Source organism: Plantibacter sp. ME-Dv--P-095 (genome assembly GCF_030209365.1).
Lineage (GTDB): Bacteria > Actinomycetota > Actinomycetes > Actinomycetales > Microbacteriaceae > Plantibacter.
This window is the reverse complement of the sequence record NZ_JARVSB010000005.1, coordinates 89,667-111,079: the sequence shown is the minus strand read 5'-3', so window position 1 is coordinate 111,079 and position 21,413 is coordinate 89,667. Positions and strand designations below refer to the sequence as shown.

20 protein-coding genes are annotated in these 21,413 nt (G+C 67.9%); 19 read left to right on the top strand and 1 reads right to left on the bottom strand.

The genetic code is table 11. The features are described 5' to 3' along the window. The first annotated feature begins 23 nt into the window (after positions 1-23). The 13 genes from murC to QRN26_RS07910 all read left to right on the top strand — a co-directional run bounded on the left by murC (position 24) and on the right by QRN26_RS07910 (position 14,495). Positions 24-1,436: a UDP-N-acetylmuramate--L-alanine ligase gene (murC, locus tag QRN26_RS07970; RefSeq protein WP_056005435.1), complete on the top strand. Its 1,413-nt coding sequence runs from the start codon at positions 24-26 to the stop codon at positions 1,434-1,436. A gap of 10 nt (positions 1,437-1,446) precedes the next feature. Further along, a complete protein-coding gene (locus tag QRN26_RS07965) occupies positions 1,447-2,535 on the top strand; it encodes a cell division protein FtsQ/DivIB (protein ID WP_285036124.1) in 1,089 nt (362 codons plus the stop codon). Positions 2,536-2,691: 156 nt separating this feature from the next. After that, on the top strand, positions 2,692-3,930 hold the full coding sequence (gene ftsZ, locus QRN26_RS07960) for a cell division protein FtsZ (protein WP_285036122.1): 1,239 nt from the start codon (positions 2,692-2,694) through the stop codon (positions 3,928-3,930). Between the two features lie 5 nt (positions 3,931-3,935). Then, positions 3,936-4,646 (top strand): YggS family pyridoxal phosphate-dependent enzyme, encoded by a 711-nt coding sequence (locus QRN26_RS07955; RefSeq protein ID WP_369796473.1) that lies wholly within the window; start codon positions 3,936-3,938, stop codon positions 4,644-4,646. A 44-nt stretch (positions 4,647-4,690) separates the two neighbouring features. Continuing rightward, the gene (locus tag QRN26_RS07950; RefSeq protein ID WP_056005444.1) at positions 4,691-5,206 is read left to right on the top strand and encodes a cell division protein SepF; all 516 of its coding nucleotides are present in this window, start codon (positions 4,691-4,693) and stop codon (positions 5,204-5,206) included. Between the two features lie 7 nt (positions 5,207-5,213). Continuing rightward, positions 5,214-5,510, top strand: a complete 297-nt coding sequence (locus QRN26_RS07945; RefSeq protein ID WP_056005447.1) for a YggT family protein — start codon at positions 5,214-5,216, stop codon at positions 5,508-5,510. Positions 5,511-5,682: 172 nt separating this feature from the next. Beyond that, complete coding sequence (locus QRN26_RS07940; RefSeq protein WP_056005450.1) at positions 5,683-6,324, top strand: DivIVA domain-containing protein; 642 nt, start codon at positions 5,683-5,685, stop codon at positions 6,322-6,324. Next, positions 6,284-6,964 carry a signal peptidase II gene (gene lspA / locus QRN26_RS07935; protein WP_082455736.1) on the top strand — a complete coding sequence of 227 codons (681 nt, stop codon included), beginning with the start codon at positions 6,284-6,286 and terminating at the stop codon, positions 6,962-6,964. The genes QRN26_RS07940 and lspA overlap by 41 nt, the downstream gene beginning before the upstream one ends. Beyond that, a complete protein-coding gene (locus QRN26_RS07930) occupies positions 6,961-7,884 on the top strand; it encodes an RluA family pseudouridine synthase (protein ID WP_285036117.1) in 924 nt (307 codons plus the stop codon). The genes lspA and QRN26_RS07930 overlap by 4 nt, the downstream gene beginning before the upstream one ends. Before the next feature lie 132 nt (positions 7,885-8,016). Next, positions 8,017-11,535, top strand: coding sequence for a DNA polymerase III subunit alpha (gene dnaE, locus QRN26_RS07925; protein ID WP_082498423.1), 3,519 nt, complete (start codon positions 8,017-8,019; stop codon positions 11,533-11,535). A 60-nt stretch (positions 11,536-11,595) separates the two neighbouring features. Next, positions 11,596-12,966, top strand: coding sequence for a histidinol dehydrogenase (gene hisD, locus QRN26_RS07920; protein WP_056777337.1), 1,371 nt, complete (start codon positions 11,596-11,598; stop codon positions 12,964-12,966). After that, on the top strand, positions 12,966-13,454 hold the full coding sequence (gene nrdR, locus QRN26_RS07915) for a transcriptional regulator NrdR (protein ID WP_194670108.1): 489 nt from the start codon (positions 12,966-12,968) through the stop codon (positions 13,452-13,454). The genes hisD and nrdR overlap by 1 nt, the downstream gene beginning before the upstream one ends. Before the next feature lie 3 nt (positions 13,455-13,457). Beyond that, positions 13,458-14,495 (top strand): quinone-dependent dihydroorotate dehydrogenase, encoded by a 1,038-nt coding sequence (locus tag QRN26_RS07910; RefSeq protein ID WP_056777341.1) that lies wholly within the window; start codon positions 13,458-13,460, stop codon positions 14,493-14,495. Between the two features lie 68 nt (positions 14,496-14,563). Here the strand turns inward: QRN26_RS07910 and QRN26_RS07905 are convergent, their stop codons facing one another. Next, entirely contained in the window at positions 14,564-15,163 is a 600-nt protein-coding gene (locus tag QRN26_RS07905; protein ID WP_056005465.1) for a DUF3043 domain-containing protein, read from the bottom strand. Positions 15,164-15,206: 43 nt separating this feature from the next. Between QRN26_RS07905 and QRN26_RS07900 the strand changes: the two genes are divergently transcribed. The 6 genes from QRN26_RS07900 to QRN26_RS07875 all read left to right on the top strand — a co-directional run bounded on the left by QRN26_RS07900 (position 15,207) and on the right by QRN26_RS07875 (position 20,792). After that, entirely contained in the window at positions 15,207-16,649 is a 1,443-nt protein-coding gene (locus tag QRN26_RS07900; RefSeq protein ID WP_056005468.1) for a dipeptidase, read from the top strand. A 108-nt stretch (positions 16,650-16,757) separates the two neighbouring features. Then, entirely contained in the window at positions 16,758-17,123 is a 366-nt protein-coding gene (gene erpA, locus QRN26_RS07895) for an iron-sulfur cluster insertion protein ErpA (RefSeq protein ID WP_056005471.1), read from the top strand. A 162-nt stretch (positions 17,124-17,285) separates the two neighbouring features. Continuing rightward, the gene (gene ctaC / locus QRN26_RS07890; protein WP_056005474.1) at positions 17,286-18,188 is read left to right on the top strand and encodes an aa3-type cytochrome oxidase subunit II; all 903 of its coding nucleotides are present in this window, start codon (positions 17,286-17,288) and stop codon (positions 18,186-18,188) included. Further along, positions 18,185-19,912, top strand: coding sequence for an aa3-type cytochrome oxidase subunit I (gene ctaD, locus QRN26_RS07885; RefSeq protein WP_056005477.1), 1,728 nt, complete (start codon positions 18,185-18,187; stop codon positions 19,910-19,912). Before ctaC ends, ctaD begins: the two co-directional genes overlap by 4 nt. 5 nt (positions 19,913-19,917) lie before the next feature. Beyond that, the gene (locus QRN26_RS07880) at positions 19,918-20,340 is read left to right on the top strand and encodes a cytochrome c oxidase subunit 4 (protein ID WP_056005480.1); all 423 of its coding nucleotides are present in this window, start codon (positions 19,918-19,920) and stop codon (positions 20,338-20,340) included. Then, a complete protein-coding gene (locus QRN26_RS07875) occupies positions 20,340-20,792 on the top strand; it encodes a GNAT family N-acetyltransferase (RefSeq protein WP_056005483.1) in 453 nt (150 codons plus the stop codon). Before QRN26_RS07880 ends, QRN26_RS07875 begins: the two co-directional genes overlap by 1 nt. Positions 20,793-21,413 lie beyond the last annotated feature (621 nt).

The window sequence follows — 21,413 nt, the reverse complement described above, 5'->3', positions numbered from 1 at the left end:
GTCCTTTCAGAAAGCGTGACACCGTGATCAAGCCAGACCCCACCGTCGAGATCCCAGCCGACCTCGGCGTCGTCCACTTCGTCGGCATCGGCGGCAGTGGGATGAGCGGGATCGCGCGTCTGTTCGTGAGCGCCGGTGCTCGCGTGACCGGTTCCGACGTCCGTGAATCCAAGAACATCGAGGCGTTGCGCGCCCTCGGTGTCCCCGTCGCCATCGGGCACGACGCCGCGAACGTCGGTGACGCGGACACCCTGGTCGTGACCGGTGCCCTGTGGGCCGACAACCCGGAGTACCTGCTCGCCAAGGAGCGTGGACTGACGATCCTGCACCGCTCGCAGGCGCTCGCCTGGTTGACGGCGGAGACCCGCCTCATCGCGGTCGCCGGCGCCCACGGCAAGACGACGTCGACCGGCATGATCATCACCGCGCTCCTCGAGCTCGGTGCCGATCCCAGCTTCGTCAACGGCGGGGTCATCGAATCCCTCGGCGTGAGTTCCGCCCGTGGCGACGGCGAGCTGTTCGTCGTCGAGGCGGACGAGTCCGACGGGTCCTTCCTGCTGTACGACACGGCCATCGCGCTGATCACCAACATCGACCCCGACCACCTCGACCACTACGGATCGTTGGAGGCCTTCGAGCAGGCGTTCGTGACCTTCGCCGGGCAGGCCCGCGAGCTCGTCGTCATCTCCTCGGACGACGCCGGCGCCGTGCGCATCACCCCGGCGCTCCGTGCGGCCACGGACGGCAAGCGGGTCCTCACCTTCGGTGAAGCAGCGGACGCCGACGTCCGTCTCCACGACGTGGGCTCGACCGGTCCGGTCTCGTTCCAGCTCAGCTACCAGGGCGGCACGTACGCCGCGACGCTCCGCGTACCCGGTCGGCACAACGCCATCAATGCAGCCGGTGCGTTCGCCGTCCTCGTGGGTGTCGGGTTCGACCCGGCGGAGGCCCTCCAGGCCATCACCGCGTTCGGCGGGACCCAGCGACGCTTCGAGCTGCACGGCGTCGTGAACGGCGTCAGCGTCTACGACGACTACGCGCACCACCCGACCGAGGTCGCCGCCGCGCTGGCGGCGGCGCGGACGGTGGTGGGGGAGGGACGGATCATCGCCGTCCACCAGCCGCACCTGTACAGCCGGACCCGTCTGTTCGCCCAGGAGTTCGCGGACGCCCTCGAACGGTACGCCGACCACACCGTGGTCCTCGAGGTGTACGGTGCGCGGGAGGACCCGGAGCCGGGCGTGACCGGCGCCACGGTGTCGACGCGGTTCGCGGACGCCGATCACGTCGCGTACATCGACGACTGGGCGCGGGCGGCGGACTACACAGCCTCCGTCGTGCAGCCGGGCGACTTCGTGATCACCCTCGGGTGTGGAGACGTGTACCGCATCGTGCCGCAACTCCTCGAGGCCATCGCCGGTCGCGAGTCCGTCTGATGGGCGTCCGGTGAAGCGCCCGGACGGCTTCGACCCCGGGGCGCGACCGAGTCCCGACCGCACGCAACGGACGACGCCGACGGCCTCCAAGCCGGCGCGCGACCGCCCCGAAGCACCCGTGACGGAGCAGGAGACGGACGTCCTCGAGCTCGACGCCGCTCGGCTGACGTCGAAGCGGGGCTCACCGAAGGTCGCGGCCGGCCCCCGGGCGTCCTCGGCGGGTCGGACGTCGGTGACATCGGCCGACCGCGCATCGAAGACCGACGACCGTGCGTCGAAGGTCGAGGACAGCCCGTCGACGACCGAGGAACGCGATCGTCCCGGGCAACCGTCCGACGAGCACCTGCTCTCCCCGCGGGAGGCCGCTCGGCTCCGTCGGCGGCACGAGCGACAGGAGATCCGCCGGTTCACCGCCCGCAAGCGTGGGCGTCACCGGCCCTGGGTGCTCGCGGCCGCCGTCCTCGCCGCGTTGGTCGTCGTGTCGTTCGCAGGCGCCTACTCGCCCCTGCTCGCCGTCCGGAGCATCGAGGTGGTCGGTGCGACGCGTGTCGACCAGGCGGAGATCACGAAGGCGCTCAGCGGCCAGATGGGTCGCCCCCTCGCACTCGTGGATCCCGGCGCCGTCAAGGCGGTGCTCGTCGGATACCCGCTCATCGCCAGCTACTCCCTCGAATCGCAGCCGCCGAGCACGCTGGTCGTCCGCATCGTCGAGCGTGAGCCCGTCGGTGTGCTCCAGTCCGGCACGGTGTACACGCTCGTCGATGCTGCAGGGGTCACGATCGAGCGCAGCGACCAGCCCATCGCCGGGTACCCGACGCTCATGGTCGCCGGTGGAGCGACCTCGAAGGGTTTCATCGCCGCGGCTGCGGTCATCCGAGCACTCCCGGCGGACCTGCGAGCCCGCGTCGCCTCCGTGTCCGCGTCCACCGCGGACGATGTGACCCTGACGCTCGTCGACTCGCCGGCCGAGGTCGTGTGGGGGAGTGCCGAGCAATCCGCTGAGAAGGCGTTGATCCTCGCCAAGACGATGGCGGCCACCGACCCGTCCCAGGTGAACCAGTACGACGTGTCGTCGCCCTCGGCGGCGATCGTCCGCTGACGGCGTGCGGGATATTCCCGTCGATGTGCCGACACGCCCGGACGCGTCCCATCAGGGATGGGGCTGGGCCCTAACGTCGTGCTCAGGACAGAAAATGCATACGCAGCATAACTTTAAACCTTAACCTGAGGTTGAGAGTTCACACGGAGGCCTGAAGTGACTACAAACCAGAACTACCTCGCCGTCATCAAGGTCGTCGGTATCGGCGGCGGTGGCGTGAACGCGGTCAACCGGATGATCGAACTCGGCCTCCGCGGCGTCGAGTTCATCGCCATCAACACGGACGCTCAGGCGCTGTTGATGAGCGACGCCGATGTGAAGCTCGACGTCGGCCGGGAGATCACCCGCGGCCTCGGCGCCGGTGCCGACCCCGAGGTGGGTCGTCGCGCGGCCGAGGACCACGCCGAGGAGATCGAAGAGGCCATCGCCGGCGCCGACATGGTCTTCGTGACCGCGGGCGAGGGTGGCGGTACCGGGACCGGTGGCGCACCCGTCGTGGCACGCATCGCGAAGTCGATCGGTGCGCTCACCATCGGTGTCGTGACGAAGCCCTTCGGCTTCGAAGGACGCCGTCGCCAGGCGCAGGCGGAGCTCGGGGTCGCACGCCTGAAGGAAGAGGTCGACACCCTCATCGTCGTGCCGAACGACCGACTCCTCGAGATCAGCGACCGTGGCATCAGCATGCTCGAGGCGTTCGCCACGGCCGACCAGGTGCTCCTCGCCGGTGTGCAGGGCATCACCGACCTCATCACCACGCCCGGCCTCATTAACCTCGACTTCGCGGACGTGAAGTCGGTCATGCAGGGGGCCGGATCGGCGCTCATGGGCATCGGATCGTCCCGTGGCGCGGACCGCGCGATCAAGGCCGCGGAACTCGCGGTCGCCTCGCCGCTGCTTGAAGCCAGCATCGAGGGTGCCCACGGCGTCCTCCTCTCCATCCAGGGTGGCTCCAACCTCGGTATCTTCGAGATCAACGACGCGGCGAAGCTCGTCCAGGAGGCCGTGCACCCCGAGGCCAACATCATCTTCGGTGCGGTCGTCGACGACACGCTCGGCGACGAGGTGCGCGTGACGGTCATCGCCGCCGGCTTCGACGGTGGCGAACCCCTCACCCGGACGGCGGCCTCGCCGGCCGACGCCGTCATCTCCGGTGGGGTCATGAGCTCTTCCGACGAGGCCGCCGGGGCGCCGATCAGCACCTCCGAACCCTCGGAGCACCGGTCGAGCGCTGCTGCGCCCGTGTCCTCGGGCGGCGACTGGGGATCCAAGCCGAGCGCGTCCTCGCCGTTCTCCGGAGCGACGCACCGTCAGCCCGAGACGGTCGTCGAGACCGCCGTCCAGGACCCCTCGTTCGACGACGAGGGCGAGCTGGACATCCCCGACTTCCTCAAGTAGTAGTGATCGACGAGTCGACCACCTCGGCCGGATCGGGCTCCTCGGAGCCCGGTCCGGCATTGCTCGATCGCCTCGCGGACATCCGGGGGCGCATCGCCGATGCGACGCGGGCGGCGGGGCGTGCGACGGAACCGACGCTCATCGTCGTGACGAAGTTCCACCCGGTGACGCTGGTGCAGGCGCTGGCCGCCGCTGGCGTCTCAGACGTGGGGGAGAGTCGGCACCCTGAGGCGCGCGACAAGGCCGCTGCCGCCGAAGGCCTCGGATTGCGCTGGCACTTCATCGGGCAACTGCAGACCAACAAGGCCAAGCAGGTCCGACGATACGTGGACGCCGTCCACTCGGTCGACCGACCCGAGCTGCTCAGGGCGCTGTCGTCCTCCGAGCGGCAGCTCGACGTGTTCCTGCAGGTCAACCTGACCGACGATCCCGGCCGGGGTGGCGTCGTGGGTGATGCCGCGCTCGAGGCGCTCGCGACCGCGGCGCTCGAAGCGGAGGGCATCGCGCTACGCGGTGTCATGGCGGTCGCCCCGCTCGACGAGGATCCAGCGGCGGCCTTCGCACGGGTCCTCTCGGCGTCCGAGCGCATGCGCTCACTCGCCCCCCACGCCGATGGGCTGTCGATCGGCATGAGTCACGACTACGTCGAGGCGATCGAAGCGGGCGCGACACACCTTCGCATCGGCACGGCAATCACCGGGAATCGCCCGGTGTGACGTTAATCTCGGAGAAGCAAGGACCGCAGATCACGGAGGAAACGATGTCGAACCCACTGAAGAAGACCATGGTGTACCTCGGGCTCGCCGACGATGATCTCGAGTACGAGCAGCAGCACGCTGCCCAGGCCGAGCCGACGCAGCAGGCCGAGCCCCGTCGCACCGAGCGTCCCGAGCGCGCTGAGCGGGTCGAGCGCGTCGAGAAGGCCGCTCCAGTGACGCCGTTGCGCAAGCCGGTTCCCGTGCGCCAGCCCGTCGCCCCGAGCTCGGACCTCAACGAGATCCTGACCGTGCACCCCAAGCAGTACCGCGATGCACAGATCATCGCCGAGAGCTTCCGCGACGGGGTCCCGGTCATCATCAACCTCTCGCAGATGAGCGACGGCGACGCTCGCCGGCTCATCGACTTCGCCAGTGGTCTCTCGCAGGGGCTGTACGGCAAGATCGAGCGCGTGACGAGCAAGGTCTTCCTGCTCTCGCCCGAGCACGTCGCCGTTTCCGGCGACAACGGACAGGGTGCTCCGGAAGCGACCGAGGCGACCTTCTTCGCTCAGTCATAATCGAGGGGTGGCTTCTCTCATCTCCGTGATCGGCACGATCCTCTATCTCGCGCTGCTCCTGTACTTCTTCGTCCTCTGGGCGAGGTTCATCCTCGACCTCGCCCGGGTGCTCCGTCCGCAGTGGCGGCCCACGGGCGTCGGGCTGGTGCTCGCCGAGCTGAGTTTCACGATCACGGACCCTCCGATCCGGTTCTTCCGCCGTGTCCTCCCGCGCGTCGCCGTCGGTCCGGTCGCGCTCGATTTCGGCTGGACCCTCACGATGTTGTGCTGCATCATCGCGATGACACTCGTCCAGCTGCTCTAGCGCGCGCGGCCTGCCCGCGAACAGCTCGCCACGATTGTGTGGCTACGATAGAACGTCCGTCACCTGACGGTCGCCTCCGACGTCGTCAACATGTCTCACCCACTGGGTCAGACTTTGCTAGCGTGGGGGCGTTGTACACAGATTTTCGATTCGACAGTGAAGGTGGTTCGCTATGGCGCTCACTCCCGAAGACGTGGTCCAGAAGCGGTTTCAGCAGACCAAGTTCCGCGAAGGCTACGACCAGGACGAGGTGGACGACTTCCTCGACGAGGTCGTCGTCGAGCTCCGTCGCCTGATCCAGGAGAAGGACGAGGTCCAGCAGAAGCTGACCGCGGCCGAGTCCAAGGTCGCCGAACTCCAGAAGGGCGGCTCGTCCGCTCCGGCGACGCTCGCCAAGGCCGAGGCTGCTCCGGCACCCGCGCCCGTCGTCGCACCGACCCCGGCTCCGGCCGCGGAGTCGACCGACAACACCGCCGAGAGCTCGAACAACCTCCTGCAGCTGGCACGTCGTCTCCACGACGAGCACGTCGCCGAGGGTGCCCAGCGCCGCGACGCGCTCATCGCGGAAGGTCACGCGACCGCCGCACGTGTCGTCGCCGAGGCCGAGGCCAAGCAGCGCGCGCAGATGCAGGTCCTCGAGCAGGAGCGTTCGGTCCTCGAGCACAAGATCGACGAGCTCCGCAACTTCGAGCGCGAGTACCGCTCGCAGCTGCGCGGCTACATCGAGGGTCAGCTGAAGGACCTCGACGCCTCGTCGTCGAGCTCCGCTCCCGATGCGAAGGCCGGCGTCACCGCCGACAGCGCAGCGGTCTAGCGCAGACACCCGGTTGTCTCCCGCATCACCGTCGAAGGCCAGCGCCAGGACTCTTGCAGTCCTGGCGCTGGTTGCCGTCGTGGCCTATTCGGCCGATCAGTTCACCAAGTTCCTCGTCACCACCAACCTGACGGTGGGCGAGTCCGTTCCGGTACTCGGCCAGGCGCTCGTCCTGTACTTCGTCAAGAACTCCGGTGCCGCCTTCTCGCTCGGCGCGGGGTACACCTGGATCTTCTCGATCCTCGCGGCGGTCGTCGTGGTCGTCATCGTCTGGTTCGCCCGCCGGATCCGTTCACGGGCCTGGGCGATCGTGTTCGGCCTGCTCCTCGGAGGGGTGCTCGGCAACCTGACGGACAGGCTTCTCCGTGAGCCGTCCTTCGGTCTGGGCCACGTGGTCGACTTCATCTCCACCCCGTGGATGCTGCCCGCGATCTACAACGTCGCCGACATCTGCATCGTGGTCAGCATGGCCCTGTTCATCCTCCTGACGCTCTTCGGCGTGAACCTCGACGGCACCCGGACGACGCGTGCGAGCGAACGGGCCGCCCAGGAGGCGGAGGACCGCGAGGCCGAAGCGGACGCGGCCACCCTCGATCCGGCGGAGCCGCGCGACGCGAGTCCGGACGCAGGCCGCCCATGAACGAGTCCCGCAGCCTGTACGTCCCCGACGGGCTCGACGGCGAACGCGTCGACGCCGGCCTGGCCAAACTCCTCGGCTTCTCCCGGAGTTACGCAGCCGAGGTCGCCCTCGGAGGCGGCGTCACCATGGACGGCAAGTCGGTCGACAAGTCCGACCGCCTCCTCGCCGGTGCCTGGCTCGAGATCGAATGGACGCCTCGCCGCGAGGCCGTGATCGTACCGATCGCCGTCCCCGACCTCGGCATCGTCCACGACGACGACGAGATCGTGGTCGTCGACAAACCCGCCGGCGTCGCCGCCCACCCCTCCGTGGGTTGGGAAGGGCCGACGGTGCTCGGTGCCCTCGCCGCAGCCGGCTTCCGCATCTCGACGTCGGGCGCCGCTGAGCGGGCCGGGATCGTGCACCGGCTCGATGCCGGGACGAGCGGCCTCATGGTCGTCGCGAAGACCGAGCGGGCCTACACCTCACTGAAGCGTGCCTTCCACGACCGCGAGGTCGAGAAGATCTATCGCGCCGTGGTCCAGGGGCATCCCGACCCGCTCGCCGGCACCATCGACGGTCCGATCGGCCGCCACCCGCGCCACGACTGGCGCTTCGCCGTCACCGCCGACGGGAAGCCGTCGGTCACCCACTACGAGACGCTCGAGGCGTTCCCGTACGCCTCGTTGCTCGACGTGCATCTGGAGACCGGTCGCACGCATCAGATCCGCGTGCACATGGCGGCCCAGCGGCATCCCTGTGTCGGCGACACGATGTACGGCGCCGACGCGGCGCTCTCGGCCCGTCTGGGGCTCACCCGGCAGTGGCTGCATGCGACGAAGCTGGGCTTCGCGCACCCTGCGGACGGGGAGTTCGTGCGATTCGAGACCGCCTACCCGACGGATCTGCAGCACGCCCTCTCGATCCTCGAACTCGACTGACGTCGCGCCGTCGCTCGGCGACCGACCGCCCCCGCAGGCCGGGGGCGATGGTCGGAGGCGACGATTAGGCTTGACCAAGACCACCTCGGCGTCCGCGCCGTTCCCCCAGCACGATCCCCGGAGGCGCCGTCCGTGCCCACGTCCACCGATTCGTTCGTCCACCTGCACGTCCACAGCGAGTACTCGATGCTCGACGGCGCGGCCCGGGTGAAGCCCCTCATCCAAGCCGCTGTCGAGCAGGGCATGCCCGCCGTCGCGGTCACCGACCACGGCAACATGTTCGGCGCGTTCGACTTCTGGCGGACGGCCACCGATGCGGGCATCAAGCCGATCATCGGGACCGAGGCGTACATCACCCCGGGGACGGCGCGCGGCGACCGCACCCGGATCAAGTGGGGCGACGGCGGGGGAGACGACGTGTCCGGGGCCGGCGCGTACACGCACATGACCCTCCTCTCGGAGACGACCGAGGGCATGCACAACCTCTTCCGGCTGTCTTCGAAGGCGTCGATCGAGGGGTACTACTTCAAGCCCCGCATGGACCGCGAGATCCTCAGCCAGTACGGCGCCGGCCTCATCGCCACGACCGGATGCCCGAGTGGTGAGGTGCAGACGAGGCTCCGCCTCGGTCAGTACGACGAGGCGGTCAAGGCCGCCGCCGACTTCCGCGACATCTTCGGAGCGGAGAACTACTTCTGCGAGATCATGGACCACGGGCTCGGGATCGAACGCCGGATCATGGGCGATCTCATCAGGCTCTCGAAGGACCTCGGCCTGCCACTCCTCGCGACGAACGACCTGCACTACACGCACGCCGCCGACGCCAAGGCGCACGCGGCGCTGCTCTGCGTGCAGTCCGGCTCCACACTCAACGACCCGAACCGGTTCAAGTTCGACGCGGACGAGTTCTACCTGAAGTCTGCCGACGAGATGCGTCGACTGTTCCGCGAGTACCCCGAGGCGTGCGACAACACCCTCGCGATCGCCGAACGCTGCGAGGTCGCCTTCGACACCTCCGCGAACTACATGCCGCGGTTCCCGGTCCCCGAGGGGGAGAACGAGGAGAGCTGGTTCATCAAGGAGGTCGAGGCGGGCCTCCACCAGCGATACCCGAACGGCATCCCCGCCGACGTCCGCGACCGCGCCAACTACGAGACGCGCGTGATCGTCCAGATGGGGTTCCCCGGCTACTTCCTCGTCGTCGCCGACTTCATCCAGTGGTCGAAGCGCAACGGCATCCGGGTCGGGCCCGGCCGTGGTTCCGGTGCCGGATCGATGGCCGCGTACGCGATGCAGATCACCGACCTCGACCCGCTCCGCCACGGGCTCATCTTCGAGCGGTTCCTCAACCCCGACCGCGTCTCCATGCCCGACTTCGACGTCGACTTCGACGACCGTCGTCGTGGCGAGGTGATCAAGTACGTCACCGAGAAGTACGGCGACGAACGCGTCGCGCAGATCGTCACCTACGGCACGATCAAGGCCAAGCAGGCGTTGAAGGACTCCTCCCGGGTCCTCGGCTTCCCGTTCGGCATGGGCGACAAGCTGACGAAGGCCATGCCGCCGGCGGTCATGGGGAAGGACATCCCGCTCGAGGGCATCCTCGACGCCAAACACCCGCGGTACAAGGAGGCCGTCGACCTCCGCGGCATCCTCGACACGGATCCCGAGGCGCGCACCGTCTTCGAGACCGCCCTCGGCATCGAGAACCTCAAGCGCCAGTGGGGTGTGCACGCAGCCGGCGTGATCATGTCGAGCGACCCGCTCATCGACATCATCCCGATCATGAAGCGTGAGCAGGACGGCCAGATCGTCACGCAGTTCGACTACCCGGCGTGCGAGTCGCTCGGACTGATCAAGATGGACTTCCTCGGGTTGCGCAACCTGACGATCATCAACGACGCCCTCGACAACATCAAGAGCAACCGGAACATCGACCTCGTCCTCGAAGACCTCGAGCTCGACGACCGGGGCGCGTACGAGCTGCTGTCCCGGGGCGACACGCTCGGCGTGTTCCAGCTCGACGGCGGACCGATGCGCGCGTTGCTGCGTCTCATGAAGCCCGACAACTTCGAGGACATCTCGGCACTCATCGCGCTGTACCGCCCGGGCCCCATGGGCGCGAACTCGCACACGAACTACGCCCTCCGCAAGAACGGCCTGCAGGAGATCACCCCGATCCATCCGCAGCTCGAAGAGCCGCTGTCCGAGATCCTGTCGACGAGCTACGGGCTGATCATCTACCAGGAGCAGGTGATGGCGATCGCGCAGAAGGTCGCCGGCTTCTCCCTCGGACAAGCCGACATCCTCCGACGAGCGATGGGCAAGAAGAAGAAGTCCGAACTGGACAAGCAGTTCGAGGGCTTCTCCGGCGGCATGGTGGCCAACGGGTTCTCGATGGAAGCGGTCAACAAACTGTGGGAGATCCTGCTCCCGTTCTCCGACTACGCGTTCAACAAGGCGCACTCGGCGGCGTACGGGGTCATCTCCTACTGGACGGCCTACCTCAAGGCCCACTACCCGGCGGAGTACATGGCCGGGCTGCTGACGAGTGTCGGCGACTCCAAGGACAAGATGGCGCTCTACCTCAACGAGTGCCGCCGGATGGGCATCCAGGTCCTGCCGCCGGACGTCAACGAATCGATCGGGTTCTTCGCGGCCGTCGGCGAGGACATCCGCTTCGGGCTCGGCGCCGTCCGCAACGTGGGGTCGAACGTGGTCGAGCTCATCCGTCAGGCACGCGAGCGTGAGGGGCGGTTCACCTCCTTCCACGACTTCCTGCGCAAGGTGCCGCTGCCCGTGGCCAACAAGCGGACGATCGAGTCGCTGATCAAGGCCGGTGCGTTCGACTCCATGGGCGACAGCCGACGAGCGCTCTACGAGATCCACGAGGACGCGGTCGACTCGGTCGTGAAGGACAAGCGCGCCGAGGCGTCGGGGAGCATCGGCTTCGACTTCGACAGCCTGTTCGCCGAGGTCGGTGAGGTGCCGCTCGCGAGCGTTCCCGAACGGCCCGACTGGAGCAAGCGCGACAAGCTCAACTTCGAGCGCGAGATGCTCGGGCTGTACGTCTCCGACCACCCGCTGGCCGGTCTCGAGATCGAACTCGCGAAGCATGCGACGACGACCATCACCGACCTCATGACCGCCGAGAACATGGACGGCGAGACCGTCGTCATCTCGGGGCTCGTCACGAGCGTCCAACACCGCATCGCGAAGGCGTCCGGCAATCAGTACGGCATGATCCAGGTCGAGGACTTCGGCGGCGAGATGACCGCCATGTTCATGGGCAAGGCCTACCAGGAGTTCGCGTCAGAACTCGTCGGCGACTCCATCGTGGTCGTGCGTGGCCGCGTCAGCGTCCGCGACGACGGGATGAACCTGCACGCGTACAGCATCTTCTCGCCAGAGCTCCCTGAGGCGGGTGCCGATCGCATGCTCCAGCTGACGATGGCGGACGCCCGCGCGACGACTGAGACGGTGATGACCCTTCGCGACATGCTCTCGAGACACGCAGGCTCGACCGAGGTCCGACTGAAGCTCTTCCGGGGCGATGTCGCGCGGGTGTTCGAGTTGCCGCATCGGGTCAGCGTGTCCTCCGGGCTCTTCGGTGAGCTGAAGTCGTTGCTCGGCCCGAACTGTCTCGGTTGACGCGTTGCACACCACGTCGCCGGCGGGACACGACGCCGTGAACGGTAGGCTGTGACGGCCATGATCACCACCATTGACCTCAGGGGCGTCCGGCCGAGCCGGACCGAGCTCCTGGAGATGCTGCCCCGTCCCGTCGTCGACGTCACCGCCGCAGCCCATGCGGCGCAGTCGCTGATCGACGCTGTGCGGACCGAGGGTTCCGCTGCGTTGTCGGCCCAGTCCGACCGGTTCGACGGCGGACGGCCGGAGCACCTCCGCGTACCCCAGGCTGAGATCGACGCGGCGGTGGCCGCACTGGACCCGGCGGTGCGCGCCGCACTCGTCGAGGCCATCGACCGGGTTCGCGAGGCGACGCGAGCGCAGGTCCCGCCGGAGCGCACCACCACGCTCGGCGAGGGAGCGACCGTCGTACAGCGGTGGGCGCCCGTCGGCCGGGTCGGGCTGTACGTGCCCGGGGGCAAGGCCGTCTACCCGTCGAGCGTCGTCATGAACGTCGTCCCGGCGCAGGAGGCCGGGGTCGGCTCCGTCGCGCTCGCGTCCCCACCGCAGCGCGAGTTCGACAATCGTGTGCACCCCACCATCCTCGGAGCCGCCGGTCTCCTCGGGGTCACGGAGGTGTACGCCATGGGCGGGGCCGGAGCCATCGGCGCCTTCGCCTACGGGGTCCCGGACATCGCCCTGGACCCGGTCGACGTCGTGACGGGTCCAGGGAACATCTTCGTCGCAGCGGCGAAGCGCCTCGTGAAGGGGCAGGTCGGGATCGACGCCGAGGCCGGTACCACCGAGATCCTGGTCATCGCCGATGCCTCCGCAGACGCCAGACTCGTGGCCGCCGACCTCGTCAGCCAGGCCGAGCACGACGAGGCCGCGGCGTCGTTGCTCGTCACCGACGACGAGGCCCTCGCCATCGCCGTCCAGGACTGGTTGCGTCGCTATGCAGCCGGCACCCGCCACGGCGCCCGCGTCGTCCAAGCCCTCGCCGGCCCGCAGTCCGCCATCGTGCTCGTCGACGACCTGGAGGCCGCCGTCGCATTCAGCAACGCCTACGGACCGGAGCACCTCGAGGTCCAGACCGCCGACCCGGAGGCACTGCTCGGCGCCATCACGAACGCCGGCGCCATCTTCCTGGGTGAGCACACCCCGGTGAGCCTGGGTGACTACCTCGCCGGCTCCAACCACGTCCTTCCGACGGGAGGACAGGCCCGCTTCTCGTCCGGCCTGGGCGCCTTCACCTTCCTCCGCCCACAGCAGGTCGTCCGGTACGACGAGCCCGCGCTCCGCCAGGTCTCGAGCCACATCGTCGCCCTGTCGTCGTCCGAGGACCTCCCCGCGCACGGTGAAGCGGTGACGGCGCGTTTCGGCCTCGTCGGCGCCGAGACCCGCGCAGCCGAGGAGCACACCGAGCACGCCACACCCGAGGGAGCCGTCTGATGTACTGCCCGTTCTGCCGCCACCCCGACTCCCGCGTCATCGACTCTCGGACGAGCGACGACGGGCTCGCGATCCGTCGGCGCCGGCAGTGCCCGGAGTGCGGGCGGCGGTTCAGCACGATGGAGACCTCGAGCCTCGGCGTGATCAAGCGCTCCGGTGTCGTGGAGCCGTTCAGTCGGGAGAAGGTCGTGAGCGGCGTCAGGAAGGCGTGCCAGGGTCGTCCGGTGACGGATTCCGACCTCGCGGTGCTCGCGCAGCGCGTGGAGGAGTCCATCCGGGCGACGGGTGCATCGCAGATCGACGCGAACGACATCGGTCTGGCGATCCTCGCACCGCTGCGGGAGCTCGACGAGGTCGCCTACCTCCGGTTCGCCAGCGTCTACCAGGCGTTCGAGTCCTTGGACGACTTCGAGTCGGCCATTGCGCTTCTCCGGGTCGAACACGCCGCGGGCACGTCGAACGCCGACGAGCCGATCGTGGAGCGCTGAGTCGTGTACCGGTTCCTCTTCACCCACGTCCTGGCGAAGCTCGACCCGGAGCGCGCCCATCACCTCGCGTTCGACGTGATCCGTGCGCTTCCGTCCACCGGTCTCGGATCCGTCATCAGGCGGTGGACCGCACCCCGGACCGACCAGTCCGTCGAGGCGCTCGGCCTCCGGTTCGAGACCCCGTTCGGTGTCGCCGCCGGGTTCGACAAGGACGGCAAGGGGGTGCTCGGGCTCGGGCTCCTGGGCTTCGGCCACGTCGAGGTCGGCACCATCACGGCGATCCCGCAGGCTGGCAATCCGAAGCCACGCCTCTTCCGCCTCGTCCCGGACCGTGCGGTGATCAACCGCATGGGCTTCAACAACGAGGGTGCCGCATCCGCCGCGCCACGACTGGCGCGGACGGCCCGCGTCGTCAGGCGTCCCGTCCTCGGGGTGAACATCGGCAAGAGTCGTGTCGTGGACGTCGCCGACGCCACGGCCGACTACGTCTCGAGCGCCACCCTGCTGGCACCCACGGCCGACTACCTCGTGGTCAACGTCAGTTCACCGAACACCCCTGGTCTCCGAGGTCTCCAGGAGCTCGATCAGCTGTCGCCCCTCCTGGACGCGGTGCGTGCCGCCGCCGGAACGACACCGCTCCTCGTGAAGATCGCACCGGACCTCACGGACGCCGAAGTGGACCGCATCGCTCAGCTCGTCGTCGACCTGGGGCTCGACGGGATCATCGCGACGAACACGACGATCTCCCGTGACGGCCTCGAGACCGACCGGTCGACCGTGGAGGCTGCCGGTGCCGGTGGACTCTCCGGCGCGCCACTCGCCGACCGGTCGATCGCGGTCCTGCGACGGATCCGCGCCATCGTCCCGGCGGAGCTGTGCGTGATCTCCGTCGGCGGTGTCGAGACCGCCGCGGACGTGCGGGAACGGCTCGACGCCGGTGCAACGCTCGTCCAGGGGTACACGGCGTTCCTGTACCGCGGTCCGCTCTGGGCGCGGCAGATCAACCGTGGGCTCGATCGCCTCGCCAGAGCCGGTCGCTGAGCTGATCTCGCGCCACTGACGACGAACGCCCGCCGGTCTGGGACCGGCGGGCGTTCGTGGTGCGGGACTTACTTGTTGGGGAACTGACCGCGCTTGACCTGCGGCTTCGGTAGGCGGAGCGGGCGCAGCTGCAGCGCGCGCATGGCGGCGTACCAGCGCACGCGCGGCTCGTCCTGGCCGAACTTCGCTCGGAGCGCCTTCCGGACACGGAAGCCGAGGAAGAAGCAGTCGGCGATGGCGATGATGAAGAAGACCCAGAGGGTCAGCATGCCGTAGACCTGGATCTCGGGGACCGGCATGAACGTGAGGATGATCACGAGGAACATGACGGGGATCATGAACTCGCCGATGTTGAACCGGGCGTCGACGTAGTCGCGGACGAACTTCTTCTGCGGGCCGCGTTCGCGAGCCGGGAGGAACTTGTCGTCGCCCGCCGCCATGCCGGCCTGTGCTCGTCGTCGAGCCTCGGCCTGCTGGGCCTTCGCCGCGCGTGAGGCCTCCTTGCGGTCGGAGGGGACGAGCGGACGCTTGTTCTGCGCCTCGCGTTCGGCGCGCGACGGCGTCGGGCGGCCCTTCGCCTCCTTGGCGCCGCGGGCGAGGCGCTCGGCGGTCTGCGCCGCGGTCTCGACGAGGGGCTCTGATGCTGGGGTGCTCTGCTGTTTGGCCACGGTGGAACGTCCTTGATCGGGGGATTCGCTTAAGATTACTCGCATGACGACAGGTACCACGACGGAATCGGCCCAAGATCCACACAACGACCAGGAACTCCTCGACCGACTCCGCGAATCGGTCGCGGGCGCCCTGCCATCCTCGATCGCCGACCTGTCGGCACTCGTGCGGATCCCATCGGTGTCCTGGTCGGCGTTCGACGCCGCCGAGGTGGCCCGGAGCGCCGAGGCCGTCGCCGAACTCGCGCGCGATCTCGGTGTGTTCGACGAGGTCTCGGTGCGCCGTGCCGCCGTCGACGGGGGCACGGAGCTCGGGCAGCCCGCGGTCCTCGCCCGGCGCGAGGCCCGCAACGGTCGCCCGACCGTCCTGCTCTACGCGCACCACGACGTCCAGCCGCCCGGAAGCGACGACAAGTGGGAGTCGCCGCCCTTCGAGCCGACCGTCCGCGACGGCCGCCTCTACGGGCGCGGCGCGGCCGACGACAAAGCCGGCGTGATGTCCCACATCGCGGCGATCCGCGCGGTGACCGAGGTGCTCGGCTCCGATCTCGACCTCGGCATCGTCCTGTTCATCGAGGGGGAGGAGGAGTTCGGATCACGATCGTTCGGCTCGTTCCTGGAGGAGCACCGCAAGACCCTCGCAGCCGACGTCATCGTCGTCGCCGACAGCGACAACTGGGACGAACGGACTCCGGCCCTCACGATCGGCCTGCGCGGCAATGTGACGTTCCGGCTGCGCGTGAAGACGCTCGACCACGCCTCGCACTCGGGGATGCTCGGGGGAGCGGTGCCCGACGCCATGCTCGCGGTCGTCACCCTGCTCGCGACCCTGTGGGACGCCGACGGTTCCGTGGCGGTCGAGGGGCTCACCTCGCACGACGCCGTCACCCCCGAGTTCGACGAGGCACAGCTCCGCGCGGAGTCCGGCCTCGCCGACGGTGTCTCGCCCATCGGTCGGGGTTCCATCCTCAGCCGGATCTGGTCCCAGCCCGCGATCACTGTCACCGGGATCGACGCACCGACCGTGGCCAACGCCTCGAACACCCTCATTCCGGAGGTGGCCGTCCGCATCAGTGCGCGGATCGCCCCCGGCCAGGACCCGGCGGACGCCTACCGAGCCCTCGAGACGCACCTCATGGCCCACGCGCCCTTCGGAGCGCAACTGACCATCGACGAGGTCGACCAGGGGAGTCCGTTCCTCGTCGACACGAGCGGCTGGGCCGTCGCCGAGGCGAAGCGCGCCATGCACGACGCCTGGGAGGTCGAGCCGGTGGAGATGGGTGTCGGCGGATCCATCCCGTTCATCGCCGACCTCGTCCGGGTTTTCCCGGAGGCGCAGATCCTCGTGACGGGCGTCGAGGACCCGCACTCGAGGGCGCACAGCCCGAACGAGTCGCTGCACCTCGGGGTGTTCCAGAAGGCGATCCTCACCGAGGCGGTCCTCCTCGGTCGGCTCGCCTCGGCGCCCAAGCCCTCGGCCGGGTGATCCGCGGCGGTGGGAACACCCCCGGCATCATGGGGTGCGCCCGCCGCCCCGAGCGGTAGAATGACAGACAGGCGTCGTCCGGCGCCGCCAGACCTCGCGAGGAGCATCATGAGCGACACCATCCTGACCGAGACCAAGATCGACGCGGCCCACGGCGTCGGACTCTCCGACACGGCGGCGCAGAAGGTCAAGAGCCTCCTCGAGCAGGAGGGTCGCGACGACCTCCGCCTGCGCGTCGCCGTCCAGCCCGGCGGCTGCTCCGGACTCATCTACCAGCTCTACTTCGACGAGCGCATGCTCGACGGCGACGCGACCGTCGACTTCGACGGCGTCGAGGTCATCGTCGACAAGATGAGCGTCCCCTACCTCGACGGCGCCTCGATCGACTTCGAGGACACCATCCAGAAGCAGGGGTTCACCATCGACAACCCCAACGCCGAGGGCAGCTGCGCCTGCGGCGACAGCTTCCACTGAGGCAGATTCTTCCTGAAGGGGAAATCACCCGGTCCCGGGTGGTTTCCCCTTCGACATTCCGGTCACGATCCGGCACCGCGGACGCGAATGGTCCGGCGTTCACCACCCATCCCCACTAGACTGGGAGGCGATCCACAGGTGTGTATTCGAAAGGTTTCAGAGGTGCGCTCGACTCGTCGTCTCAGATGGGCTGCCATTCCGGTCGCAGCCACACTCGCCATAGTCCTGGCGGGTTGTACGCAGGCGGAACTACATGGTTACCTGCCGGGATTCGTCGAGGGCGAATCTCCCGTCACGAACCACACGGACCGCATCGCGGGCCTGTGGGTGACCGCCTGGCTGGTGCTGCTGGCCGTCGGCGTGGTGACGTGGGGGCTCATCATCTGGGCCGTCATCGTCTACCGCCGCCGCAAGGGCCAGACGGGCCTCCCCGTGCAGCTCCGGTACAACATGCCGATCGAGATCTTCTACACGGTCGTCCCGCTCATCCTGGTGCTCGGCTTCTTCGCCTTCACGGCGCGCGACCAGAACGCGATCGAGACCCAGTACGAGGATCCCGACGTCGCGATCGAGGTCTTCGCCAAGCAGTGGGCCTGGGACTTCGTGTACGACGAGGCCGTCAACGGCCAGGATGTCTGGACTGCAGGCGTGCAGGCCGACGAGAAGCCCGGTGGCGTCATCGACCAGGACGCGCTCCCCACCCTGTACCTGCCCGTCGGCAAGACGGTGAAGATCGCGCTGCAGTCGCGCGACGTCATCCACTCCTTCTGGGTCATCGACTTCCTCTACAAGAAGGACATGTTCCCGGGGAAGACCAACTACATGTCCTTCACGCCCGAGCGTGAGGGAACCTACGCCGGCAAGTGCGCCGAGCTGTGTGGCGAGTACCACTCGCTCATGCTCTTCAACGTGAAGGTCGTCTCGCAGGCCGAGTACGACAAGCACCTGGAAGACCTGGCCGACTCCGGCAACATCGGTGACTACGGCACGGAATACGACCGCAACAGCAACCTCCCCGGCACCAAGGCGCCGGCAGGTCTCGAAGAGCACGGAGACGGGGAATGACCTCCACCACGCTTCCTGCAGGCCAAGCGAGCGTCGTCGGACGCACCTCGGTCGAGCGCAAGGGCAACATCCTGGTCAAGTGGATCACCTCCACGGACCACAAGACCATCGGGTACATGTACCTGATCGCCTCGTTCATCTTCTTCTGCCTCGGTGGCGTCATGGCGCTCATCATCCGTGCGCAGCTCTTCGAGCCCGGCGGAACGATCGTCGAGACGAAGGAGCAGTACAACCAGCTGTTCACGATGCACGGCACGATCATGCTGCTCATGTTCGCGACGCCGCTCTTCGCCGGCTTCGCGAACGCGCTCATGCCACTGCAGATCGGCGCACCGGACGTCGCCTTCCCGCGGCTGAACGCCTTCGCCTTCTGGCTCTACGCCTTCGGTAGCCTCATCGCCGTCGGTGGCTTCCTCACCCCACAGGGTGCAGCGGCCTTCGGCTGGTTCGCGTATGCGCCATTGTCGAGTACGACCTTCTCACCAGGCCTCGGAGGGAATCTCTGGGTACTCGGTCTGGCACTGAGCGGGTTCGGAACCATCCTCGGTGGCGTCAACTTCATCACTACGATCATCACCATGCGCGCTCCCGGCATGACGATGTTCCGCATGCCGATCTTCACGTGGAACGTGCTCGTGACGTCGATCCTCGTCCTCATGGCGTTCCCGGTCCTCGCCGCCGCGCTCTTCGGTCTCGCCGCGGACCGCGTGTTCGACGCCCACATCTACGATGCCGCGAACGGTGGCGTCATCCTGTGGCAGCACCTGTTCTGGTTCTTCGGTCACCCTGAGGTCTACATCATCGCGCTGCCGTTCTTCGGCATCGTGTCGGAGATCTTCCCGGTGTTCAGCCGCAAGCCGATCTTCGGCTACAAGACCCTGATCTACGCGACGATCGCCATCGCAGCCCTCTCCGTGACCGTGTGGGCGCACCACATGTACGTCACCGGTTCCGTGCTGCTGCCGTTCTTCGCGCTCATGACGATGCTCATCGCGGTTCCGACCGGCGTGAAGATCTTCAACTGGCTCGGCACCATGTGGCGCGGCTCCGTCACCTTCGAGACCCCGATGCTCTGGTCGATCGGCTTCCTGATCACCTTCGTCTTCGGTGGACTCACCGGTGTCATCCTCGCGTCGCCGCCGCTCGACTTCCACGTCTCCGACTCGTACTTCGTCGTGGCGCACTTCCACTACGTCGTCTTCGGCACGGTCGTGTTCGCCATGTTCGCCGGCTTCTACTTCTGGTGGCCGAAGTGGACCGGCAAGATGCTCAACGAGAAGCTCGGCTACTGGCACTTCTGGCTGCTGTTCATCGGCTTCCACACGACGTTCCTGATCCAGCACTGGCTCGGCGTCATCGGGTTCCCGCGTCGGTACGCGACGTACTCGCCGGAAGACGGCTTCACGTGGATGAACCAGCTGTCCACCGTCGGGTCGTTCATCCTGGCGATCTCACTGCTGCCGTTCTTCCTGAACGTGTACGTCACGATCCGCAAGGCTCCCCGGGTGACCGAGGACGACCCGTGGGGTTACGGCGGATCGCTCGAATGGGCGACCAGCTCGCCGCCCCCGCGTCACAACTTCGTGTCGATCCCGCGCATCCGTTCGGAGCGCCCGGCGTTCGACCTCCACCACCCTGAGGTCGGTATCCCGGTCGGCGTCGGTCCTGCGAAGGACGCGCCTGACGCACCCACGCTCGACGTCGACTCCGGAAAGGTGAAGTAGCCGCCATGCGCGCCAATATCATCCTCTTCACGATCCTCACGGTGTTCTGTGCGCTCCTCTGTGCGGTCTACACGGTGTGGTCACTCATCGACCCGCTGCACGGCCGCGTCGAGTGGGTCGGAACGGTCACGCTGGCTCTCGCAGCCATCCTGAGCGCCTTCCTCGGCTTCTATCTCAGCCGTGTCCACAAGAGCCAGGGAGCCGAGCTCCCCGAGGACACCCTCACGGCGAACATCGATGACGGCGACCCGGAGATCGGGCACTTCAGCCCGTGGAGCTGGTGGCCGATCATCCTCGCCGGTGCGTGTGGTCTGCTCGTGCTGGGTCTGGCCGTCGGCTTCTGGATCGCGATCATCGGGATCCCGCTGGTCGTCATCGCCGTCGTCGGTTGGAACTACGAGTACTACCGCGGATACTTCGCCCGCTGATGGTCGACTCGTTCAGCATCCGCCGGGGTCAGCCCGACGACCGCTCGGCAGTTTTCGGGCTGGCTGGCCAGCTCATCACCGGTTCGATCCCACCGGCCGCCGATGACTTCATGACTGCGTACAACAACGTCATGCGTCCCCGCGAAGATGAGACGAACGTGCTGTACGTCGCCGTGGACCAGGACGACCGCGTCGTCGGCTACACGCTGATGACCGTGTCGCGTCTGCTGCACGCCGCGGGTCTCACCGCCCACCTGCAGGAGCTGGTCGTCGATGAGAGCGCCCGCGGTGCGGGTATCGGGTCGGCCCTCGTCGAGGCGAACGAGCACTACGCGGTGGAACGCGGCGCCCGTCAGTTGACGATGTCCACGTCACGCGCCGGAGACTTCTACCGTCGCCTCGGCTACAACGTCACCGCAGAGTTCTACAAGAAGATCCTCCCGCTGGGCTGAGAGCCGAAGCGACGAAGAGCCCTCGAGCCCATCGCTCGGGGGCTTTTTCGTGTCCAGCGGGGGATACGCCTCAGCTGCTCGACGACGGCCCGAGCCGGCCGCCTGCGCGGACGCTCATGCGTGCCACCCACCGCCGCCCAACACACTGGCTTACCACCGCGTTCGACGAGCAGCTTGGACGACGACGTCTCCCTCTCCAGGATCCAGCGGAGTGACCCAACCACCAGCAGCACGCGGTCGACGACTGTGAAGCCCCCGCCGGCCAGGGGCGCACAGGCCAGGGCGCAGACGCTGAATCCGGAGCCGGGGCTCCTAGGTCCCGAGGATGGCAACCGGAGGCCCTACCCAGAGCCTCTAGGGCCGAGCTCTCCACGGGGTAGATGGGCGGACCAGGTGCGCCACACAACGGTCAGAGCTCACGCGTGGGAGCGCTGTCCGTGTCGCGCGCTGGGAGCCAAGCATGGCCGCCGCCCGTCGGGGGAGCGGACCAGTCCCCGGCGGCGAGACGATGCCGCTGGCCGCGTCCCGATGGCGCCAACGAACCTCCTCCGAGTACGGGACGCCATCCCGCAGTCGATCGTCACACAAGCCCGAAGCTCCCGGCCGGTCGCAGGCTAGATC

Coding starts and splice junctions, on each gene's coding strand:
- QRN26_RS07950 (WP_056005444.1), top strand. CDS start 4,691: ATGTCGAACCCACTGAAGAAGACCATGGTGTACCTCGGGCTCGCCGAC.
- ctaD (WP_056005477.1), top strand. CDS start 18,185: ATGACCTCCACCACGCTTCCTGCAGGCCAAGCGAGCGTCGTCGGACGC.
- QRN26_RS07875 (WP_056005483.1), top strand. CDS start 20,340: ATGGTCGACTCGTTCAGCATCCGCCGGGGTCAGCCCGACGACCGCTCG.
- nrdR (WP_194670108.1), top strand. CDS start 12,966: ATGTACTGCCCGTTCTGCCGCCACCCCGACTCCCGCGTCATCGACTCT.
- lspA (WP_082455736.1), top strand. CDS start 6,284: ATGCGAAGGCCGGCGTCACCGCCGACAGCGCAGCGGTCTAGCGCAGAC.
- QRN26_RS07940 (WP_056005450.1), top strand. CDS start 5,683: ATGGCGCTCACTCCCGAAGACGTGGTCCAGAAGCGGTTTCAGCAGACC.
- QRN26_RS07880 (WP_056005480.1), top strand. CDS start 19,918: ATGCGCGCCAATATCATCCTCTTCACGATCCTCACGGTGTTCTGTGCG.
- hisD (WP_056777337.1), top strand. CDS start 11,596: ATGATCACCACCATTGACCTCAGGGGCGTCCGGCCGAGCCGGACCGAG.
- erpA (WP_056005471.1), top strand. CDS start 16,758: ATGAGCGACACCATCCTGACCGAGACCAAGATCGACGCGGCCCACGGC.
- QRN26_RS07930 (WP_285036117.1), top strand. CDS start 6,961: ATGAACGAGTCCCGCAGCCTGTACGTCCCCGACGGGCTCGACGGCGAA.
- QRN26_RS07900 (WP_056005468.1), top strand. CDS start 15,207: ATGACGACAGGTACCACGACGGAATCGGCCCAAGATCCACACAACGAC.